Genomic DNA, 8,054 nt, shown 5'->3' on the forward strand with positions numbered 1-8,054 from the left:
GACTCACTCCCTTACCATCTTTAAGCAACTCGAATTATTTAGGGTATATACGATATATGGTTAAGCTACGGCGAGGAATCAGATCATGATCACACGAGGCAAAGACGCTGATTTTGAAATCATTGCAGTCCCGGAAGGCAATATTTCGTATGTTAAGACTCATGACGGGCATGCCGACGTTACTATTACGGTGCCGGATCTTCATGATGGACAGGAAGACCGGTACTATGTACTGAAACACCCCCCATCAATTAATGACGTCGCCTTTAAAATTGCACTTGAAGCCGCTCTCCATGCGGTAACAGGGTTGAGCCAACTTCCCACGACTGCACAAAACAAAACGGCTTCGGCACAGGCTAAGGCCAAAGGCAGACAAAAGAACGCAGGCACAACTAATACAGAACGTCTGGAGAAACTTAAAAAGAACATCCTGGATGATAGCGAATGGCTCCCTGCTCAGGAAGTTTCACGCCGGGGAGGGGCCAGCGCCAGTGTGAAAAACCCCAGTGGGTTACCCAATCGCTGGAAACGGACAGGAAAGATTTTCGCCATAACATCGGAAGGGAGGGACCTGTATCCAGCATATGCGCTGGATATTGGCGGGCAGCCCCTGCCACAGATGAGAAAGATTATAGCGCTGTTCGGGGAAACAAAAACAGCCTGGTCGCTGGCCGTTTGGTTTGGCACCCCTAACAGTTGGTTGGGTAATAAAAAACCCAAAGATCTCCTGATCTCAGCACCAGAGCAGGTATTGGAAGCCGCATTAAGGGCTAAGGAAGGGCCTGTTCATGGTTAAAAAAATCAAAACCCCCAGAGAAACTGATAATCTTTCGACCAGGCTGACAACCTGGCCAAAAGGAAAAACCATTGAGCGAATCCATTCATCACAGTTTGGCGCGACAGAGTTTAATCCAGGAAAAGGGAAAGGCAGGTTCAGCCCAATCATTAAAAGCGAAGGCAGCAACATCCCTACATTATATGGTGGGGAAACCCTGCCTGTCGCCCTAATGGAAACGGTGTTACACGATCTCCCCATTCCCTGCGAAGACGCGCCTGTGGAGCTGTCCACTCTCGACAACCTTGCCCGAAGCCAGATTTCCGCCAAAAAAGATATTCAACTTGTTGACCTCAATCCCCGGTTTATGAAGAGAGTTGGCATCACGCAGGGCGATTTACTCGGGTCCTCCGCGGATAATTACCCGGAAACGCGTAAATGGGCCGAAAAAATCCATAATGATAATCCTGAGGCCCACGGAATCCAGTGGCCTTCTAAACAGCATGGCGATAAAGCCATTATGTTGTTTGGAGATCACGTAGATATTCGCGATCTCGACGTGACTGTCGATTCCGAACCGGCCTCAATATCAACGGACGTTAATAACGAACTCACAGCTCTGGCCGAAGAAATGGCTCTGGTGCTGATCCCCAAGGCGTTGGTATAGAGAAGACATCTCTACCAAAGAATCAGATTGCCGACAAACTGCGCTTGCCCGGCCTACAAATCACCGGGCCTGATGTTGCTACCGTGCCCGTCTGATTGCCGGGCGGCGGCTGACGCCTTGCCCAGCCTACAAATCACCGAGTCTGATGTTGCTACCGTGCCGGTCTGTTGCCGACCCGGCGAACCGGAATGCCGGCAGAACGCGCGTTGACGCGCTTACAACTTATCCAGCAGCGTCTTCACATCCTTGCTGTCCCGGCTATTTTTATTGCGCTCGACCCACTCATTAAGCCGCTTTTTCGCTTCATCCTGCAGCTGTTTCCGCAGAATCTGGTCAACCTGCAGACTGTAGTTCATCGCCTGCCAGTTGCCATAAATACGCAGCGGGATCGCGGTCTGTCTGAGCCGCTCAATCAGCTTGCTCTCCCCTTTCCAGCCGCCGAGCACCTGCACGTTGAAGCGCATATCGCACGCTTCTTTCAGCAGGTTAAGCTCACCCTGCCCCGTCAACGCCAGCAGCGCGGATTGCCCCTGCATATGACTTAAGGTGACCACGCCCTTCGCCAGCGCCAGAGAGGTGTTAAACGTATCCAGCCGGGTGGCGTTATCACCGACGTTATCCTCCGTCTGGAGATTAGCGCTGCGCGCAATAGCCTGCTGCACCAGTTGCTGGAAGTTGAGCCCTTCCGCGCGGGTATCCGTCATCTGAATTTGCGCCTCTCCCCGCCAGTTGCGGCGGAAATCATCGGCATCAATCTTCTCGCCAGAGAACTCGCCGTTCAGAGAGAGCTTACCGCTAAGGTTTAGCGAATAGTTAAAGGCCCGCAGAATCGAACCGATCTCAACATTGGCCAGCTGCGGCTGAAACGACGCTTGCGGCGTCCCGCCGCGGGCATCCAGAGAACCGGGCAACGACAGCCGTCCGCCATCCAGATTCCCCTGTAGCTTCGCGATCGTCAGCAGCCCCTGCTGATTGCGAATATCGCCATTCACCTGCGTAAAATGCATGCCCCGCCACTGCAACTGGTCGGCCTTCAGGGTCATGCGGGCATTAAAACCACGCAGGGCATTATAATCCTGCTGCATACCGCTATCCGCGATCACCGGACGTAACGGCGGGCTCAGATTTTGCCCTTGCTGATTAACGCCGTTATCCCTGGCCGCTGAGGTATGGCTGAGGAGACGGTCAAGGTTCAGCGTCCCCGCCTGCAGGTTCAGCGTCCAGTCGGGCTGCGCCCCCAGCACGACGCTGGCATTCCCGGCAAGCGTCGTGCCGTTAGCCGATAAATTCAGCTTGTCGAAGCTAAGCTTTTTGGCATCCTCCAGCCAGCTTACCTGCATGCTGCCCTGGCCGTTAATCCCTTCCGCAGGCAGTTCCGCTCCACGCAGTTGCCAGTCTAGCTGCGAAATCTCCGCTTTCAGGGAGTGAGGATAATCCCCGCCCTGAATCTGCGCGGATAAAGAGAGCGCCAGATCCCGCTGATCGCGGTTAATCCGCCCTGAAAATTCAAGCCCGGCGCGATGGTTTTCATCCTGCTCCATCTGCAGATGGATATCTCGCACCGTAACCTGTTCGCCATCTTCATGCTGAAAGAAGAGCACGCTATCGACAACCTGCAATTGCCGGACATCGTACGACCAGCCGCGATCCTCAGGCGCCTGCGGCAGCGTATTTTCATGCGGGACCACCGGCGCATCCTGGCTGCGCACGGCTGCGGTTTTGGATGTCAACTGGATAACCGCGCCTTTCAGCATCACCTGCTTTACCTGCAACTGATGGGTAATCAGCGGGAACAGCGCGACGTCAAGGCGCATATTATCCGCACGCACAATAGGCTCTTCGGCGCCGGGCGCGGTCAACGTCATACGGCCTGAGAGGATGCTGAGCTGCGGCCAGACGTGCCAGCGCAAGGGGCCATCCAGCGCCAGCTGGTAGCCGCTACGATTCGCCACCTCTTTAATCATATAGGCGCGAAAATCGTTGGGATTAACCAGCAATACCAGCGCGGTAAGACCGGCGACAACCACCGTCAGCAAGATCATCAGCGTGGTCAGAATTCGTCTCATGACATCCTCAGCAAACCACTAAAATTATCAGTCCTTGTCGATACGACTCGCCACCGCACCCTGCTGGTCACGGTATTTAGCGTCTTCGCGGCGGTTATAAGGCCGCGCCGCCGGGCCGGATAAAGGTTCAAAGCTTAACGCCCCGATAAGCATTCCCGGGCGCAACGCCAGCGGCAGCTTACCTGAATTATAGAACTCCAGCACGATACAGCCGGACCAGCCAGGATCGATACGGTGGGCAGTCACATGCACCATTAACCCCAGCCGCGCCAGCGAAGAACGGCCATCGAGCCAGCCGACCAGATCCGCCGGTAGCGTCACCGATTCAAACGTCACCGCCAGCGCCAGCTCGCCCGGATGCAGGAAAAACGCGTCGCCATCCTGCAGGACGATCTCCTCGCTCATTACGCGATCCAGCGCGGCGCTCACTTCCGTTTTCGGCCCGCTCAGGTCAATAAAGCCCGCCGTATGGCCGCGAAAGGTGCGGAATTTATTCCCCAGACGCACATCGACCGTCGCGCCATTAATGCGCTCAACCGGCGGGCGCGGATTAATCGCCAGCCGCCCTTCATCCAACCAGGCTTCTATATCTCGGTCGCACAGACGCATGAACGTTCTCCTTTAAGGCATTGCGCCCTTACGCCTTCCGGGGATAAGGGCAGGTTGTCTTCTCTTTGCACGTTACACAATTCGTTGGGGTTATTCAAAGAACTGACTGATTTTGGCCTTCAGAATATCGATAGCGATGCGGTTCTTACCGCCGCGCGGCACAATAATATCCGCATACTGCTTGGACGGGTCGATAAACTGCAGGAACATCGGGCGCACCGTTTTCTGATACTGCGCCATCACCGAATCCATTGAACGCCCGCGCTCGTTCACGTCGCGCTTGATACGGCGCATCAGGCAGATATCCAGCGGGGTATCGACAAAAATAGAGAAGCTGAGTTCATTGCGCAGGCGGGCGTCGGTCAGCAGGAGGATCCCTTCAAGGATGATCACTTTCTTCGGCTCAATATGGATGGTTTCCGGCATTCGGGTATGCTCAACGTAGCTATATACCGGCAGTTCAATCGGCTCGCCGTTCTTCAGCATCTGTAAATGCTGCAACAGCAGGCTGTGATCCATCGAACTGGGGTGATCGTAGTTGGTTTTTACCCGCTCTTCCATCGACAGATGACCTTGATCCTTATAATAACTGTCTTCCGGAATAACGCCGATATGTTCATCGCCGACCTGTTCACGTAATTCACGATAAAGCGTACTGGCGATAAGGCTTTTGCCCGAAGCCGATGCGCCGGCGATGCCTATGATGACGCACTGATGAGACGTATCAGTCATAACTTTTTTGCGACCTGATTAACCTGGAAATGTATACACTCGACCGTTCAAGCTGCCTTGTTGTCGGCGGCGTTGCTCGCTCAGTTCCCTGACGTTCGTCAGTTCCGGGGCTCACGTCCCCGCCGCGTTACACCGCTTGCCGCCTCACATTTTCGGGGCCAGCGCGGTTCAAAACGCTAACGCGCCTGGGGCGCATCTTGAATGATTTTGCGTATATGAAGGGTGGCGGTTAACCGCCAAACGCCGCAATTATAGGGATTTCAGCGCGTTGATACCAGTGCTATAGGTTTCATCCTGTAAACCGCCGCGTGGCAGGCAATGCAGCCCGGCCTATTCCGCCTCCGGCAGCCAGCCTTCGCTATACCATATATGCAGCAATGCATAGGAACGCCACGGCTGCCAACGGCTGGCATAGCGCGCAATCCGCGTTGGCGTCATGCCGGGGAAACGCTGTTTAATCAGATAATCATCGGCCAGAAAGATATCCCGCGCCTGCCAGCCGCGTAGCGCGAAATAGTTCGCCGTCCAGCGGCCAATACCGGGTAGCGTCTGTAACTGCTTTATTCCGGCCTCAATATTATCCGGCGAGACCAGCGGCAGGTCGCCGCTGATGGCTGCCTGCGCCAGATGAATCAGCGCCTGCGCGCGCCGTAGGGGCATCCCCAGCGCCTTCAACGCCAGCGGATCGGTCGCTGCCAGCTGTTGCGGCTGCGGAAACAGAAAAAAACCGGGCGCATCGGGCAGCGGCTGGCCGCAAAGCGCCACCACTTTGCCGGTCAGTCTGGCCGCCATCGCCACGCTGACCAGTTGCCCCAGCACCGCGCGAACTGCTTGTTCAAAAGCATCGAGGGAGCCAGGCAGGCGCAACCCCGGCCCGTTCTGCGCAAGCGGACCCAGCGTCGTGACAATCTGCTGCGGCTCGCAGGATAAATCAAACAAGCGCCCAATCCGCGCCAGGCATTGGTCCTTTACCGGCTGTAATCCCGCGGAAAGCGTCACCCGCATCCCCTGCGCGGCGTCATCCGGGACGACGGTAATCAGCCCCGCATGCCCCTTCAGGGCGAAGCTGCGGATGTAGCGCCCGTCGGTAAAGGTTTCAACGCCCTGCACCGCACGGGCGCCAAGAAAACGAAACATCCACCGCCAGTCATAGGGAGAGTGCCAGGGTAACAGCGTCATCATTGCTCCTTTTTCTGCACGTCAATGATAGCGGTTTCGCGCCAGAGGTGCCTTGCTTTTAAATTCCAGTTGTCGCTGTCGCGCCAATCCGCTAAAGTCGCCCCCCTTCTTCACCGGCATGGGGATTTTGCAGGCTATGTTTATTGGTTTTGACTACGGTACCGCCAACTGTTCAGTGGCGGTAATGCGCGAAAATACGCCGCAACTGCTGACGCTGGAGAATGGCAGTGCCTTGCTGCCATCAATGCTTTCAGCCCCCACGCGCGAAGCGGTCAGCGAATGGCTTTATCGCCATCATAACGTCCCGACCCACGGTGATGAGAACCAGGCGCTGCTACGGCGCGCCATCAGTTACAACCGCGATGAAGATATCGACGTACTCAGTCATAGCGTGCAGTTTGGCCTCGCCTCTCTGCATCAGTACATTGATGACCCGGAAGAGGTCTACTTTATCAAGTCGCCAAAATCGTTCCTCGGCGCCAGCGGGCTCAAGCCTCAGCAGGTGGCGTTGTTCGAAGATTTAGTCTGCGCCATGATGCTGCATATTAAGCTGCAGGCACAAACGCAGCTGACGGAAACTATCGACCAGGCGGTTATCGGGCGACCGATAAATTTCCAGGGGCTCGGCGGCGATGTGGCCAATGCGCAGGCTCAGGGGATTCTGGAACGTGCGGCAAAGCGCGCCGGATTCCGCGACGTGGTGTTCCAGTTTGAACCGGTGGCCGCCGGGCTGGATTTCGAAGCGACCCTCACGGAGGAAAAACGCGTTCTGGTTGTCGATATCGGCGGCGGCACCACCGACTGCTCGTTGCTGCTGATGGGGCCGCCGTGGCGGCAAAAGGCCGATCGCCAGCAAAGCCTGCTTGGTCACAGCGGCTGCCGCGTCGGCGGTAACGACCTGGATATCGCGCTGGCGTTTAAATGCCTGATGCCGCTGCTGGGGATGGGCGGCGACAGCGAAAAAGGTATCGCGCTGCCAATTCTGCCGTGGTGGAACGCGGTGGCGATTAACGACGTTCCGGCACAGACTGATTTTTACAGCGCCGCCAATGGCCGCTTGCTGAACGATTTGCTGCGCAGCGCCCGCGATAGCGAGAAGGTCGCGCTGCTGCTGAAGGTCTGGCGCCAGCGTCTGAGCTATCGTCTGGTGCGTAGCGCGGAAGAGAGCAAAATCGCCCTTTCCGCACAGCCGAGCGTTACGACTGGCCTCCCCTTTATCAGCGAAGATCTGGCGACAGCCATTAGTCAGCAGGGGCTGGAAGCCGCCCTGAGTCAGCCGTTGGCCCGTATTATGGAGCAAGTTCAGCTGGCGCTGGATAACGGCAATGACAAACCGGATGTCATTTACCTGACCGGCGGCAGCGCCCGTTCTCCGCTGATTAAACAGGCGCTGGCGGCCCACCTGCCGGGAATTCCCGTTGCCGGTGGCGATGATTTTGGTTCGGTAACCGCCGGGCTGGCCCGCTGGGCGCAGGTGGTGTTTGGTGAGTGACGTCAGGTCTTTTTCAGGTAATGCAGCGAGGCGCGGGTCGGGTAGCGCCGCGCCACCGGGGGATGGCAGGCAAATTTTAGCTACCATGCCCGAATTCCTGTCAGGTGGCGGTTAACGCCTTACCTGACCTGGAAATTGATGAATACCAGGCCCCCCTCCTTCAGGCGGCTGAGAACCCGTAGCCCCGGTAAGCGCAGCGCCACCGGGGAATAACGGGCGAGTTTTTGCTATTATGCCCGTATTCCTGTCAGGTGGCGGCTAACGCCTTACCTGACCTGGAAATTGATGAATACCAGGCCCCCTCCTTCAGGCGGCTGAGGACCCGTAGCCCCGGTAAGCGCAGCGCCACCGGGGGATAACGGGCGAGTTTTTGCTATTATGCCCGTATTCCTGTCAGGTGGCGGTTAACGCCTTACCTGACCTGGAAACCCATAAATACCGGGCTCCCCGCCTTCAGGCGGCTGAGGACCTGTAGCCCCGGTAAGCGCAGCGCCACCGGGGGATAACAAGCCCATTTAGCTATCATGCCCACAT

The 8,054-nt window shown here is 56.6% G+C and carries 7 protein-coding genes; 3 read left to right on the plus strand and 4 right to left on the minus strand.

The features are described from left to right. Positions 1-85: 85 nt before the first annotated feature. On the plus strand, positions 86-796 hold the full coding sequence (locus tag ABK821_RS22125; RefSeq protein WP_142503328.1) for a DUF2384 domain-containing protein: 711 nt from the start codon (positions 86-88) through the stop codon (positions 794-796). Then, positions 789-1,442: an RES family NAD+ phosphorylase gene (locus ABK821_RS22130; RefSeq protein WP_395034164.1), complete on the plus strand. Its 654-nt coding sequence runs from the start codon at positions 789-791 to the stop codon at positions 1,440-1,442. Before ABK821_RS22125 ends, ABK821_RS22130 begins: the two co-directional genes overlap by 8 nt. Before the next feature lie 215 nt (positions 1,443-1,657). On the opposite strand, the gene asmA is transcribed toward ABK821_RS22130, so the two are convergent. From asmA to alkA, 4 genes are all read right to left on the minus strand, one after another. After that, on the minus strand, positions 1,658-3,508 hold the full coding sequence (gene asmA, locus ABK821_RS22135) for an outer membrane assembly protein AsmA (RefSeq protein ID WP_395034165.1): 1,851 nt from the start codon (positions 3,506-3,508) through the stop codon (positions 1,658-1,660). Between the two features lie 27 nt (positions 3,509-3,535). Further along, entirely contained in the window at positions 3,536-4,117 is a 582-nt protein-coding gene (gene dcd, locus ABK821_RS22140) for a dCTP deaminase (protein WP_138359894.1), read from the minus strand. Positions 4,118-4,207: 90 nt separating this feature from the next. Beyond that, the gene (gene udk / locus ABK821_RS22145) at positions 4,208-4,849 is read right to left on the minus strand and encodes a uridine kinase (protein WP_138359895.1); all 642 of its coding nucleotides are present in this window, start codon (positions 4,847-4,849) and stop codon (positions 4,208-4,210) included. 330 nt (positions 4,850-5,179) lie between these two features. Beyond that, on the minus strand, positions 5,180-6,028 hold the full coding sequence (alkA, locus tag ABK821_RS22150; RefSeq protein ID WP_343179205.1) for a DNA-3-methyladenine glycosylase 2: 849 nt from the start codon (positions 6,026-6,028) through the stop codon (positions 5,180-5,182). 136 nt (positions 6,029-6,164) lie between these two features. Here alkA and yegD point away from each other — a divergent pair, with 136 nt between their 5' ends. After that, positions 6,165-7,520 carry a molecular chaperone gene (yegD, locus tag ABK821_RS22155; protein WP_138359896.1) on the plus strand — a complete coding sequence of 452 codons (1,356 nt, stop codon included), beginning with the start codon at positions 6,165-6,167 and terminating at the stop codon, positions 7,518-7,520. Positions 7,521-8,054: the final 534 nt, after the last annotated feature.

The organism is Klebsiella sp. KE9456, assembly GCF_043832615.1.
GTDB classification, from domain to species: Bacteria; Pseudomonadota; Gammaproteobacteria; order Enterobacterales; family Enterobacteriaceae; genus Klebsiella; species Klebsiella indica.

Excerpts from the sequence above, each read along its gene's own strand:
- ABK821_RS22130 (WP_395034164.1), top strand. The coding sequence starts at position 789 with ATGGTTAAAAAAATCAAAACCCCCAGAGAAACTGATAATCTTTCGACC.
- ABK821_RS22125 (WP_142503328.1), top strand. The coding sequence starts at position 86 with ATGATCACACGAGGCAAAGACGCTGATTTTGAAATCATTGCAGTCCCG.
- alkA (WP_343179205.1), bottom strand. The coding sequence starts at position 6,028 with ATGACGCTGTTACCCTGGCACTCTCCCTATGACTGGCGGTGGATGTTT.
- asmA (WP_395034165.1), bottom strand. The coding sequence starts at position 3,508 with ATGAGACGAATTCTGACCACGCTGATGATCTTGCTGACGGTGGTTGTC.
- dcd (WP_138359894.1), bottom strand. The coding sequence starts at position 4,117 with ATGCGTCTGTGCGACCGAGATATAGAAGCCTGGTTGGATGAAGGGCGG.
- udk (WP_138359895.1), bottom strand. The coding sequence starts at position 4,849 with ATGACTGATACGTCTCATCAGTGCGTCATCATAGGCATCGCCGGCGCA.
- yegD (WP_138359896.1), top strand. The coding sequence starts at position 6,165 with ATGTTTATTGGTTTTGACTACGGTACCGCCAACTGTTCAGTGGCGGTA.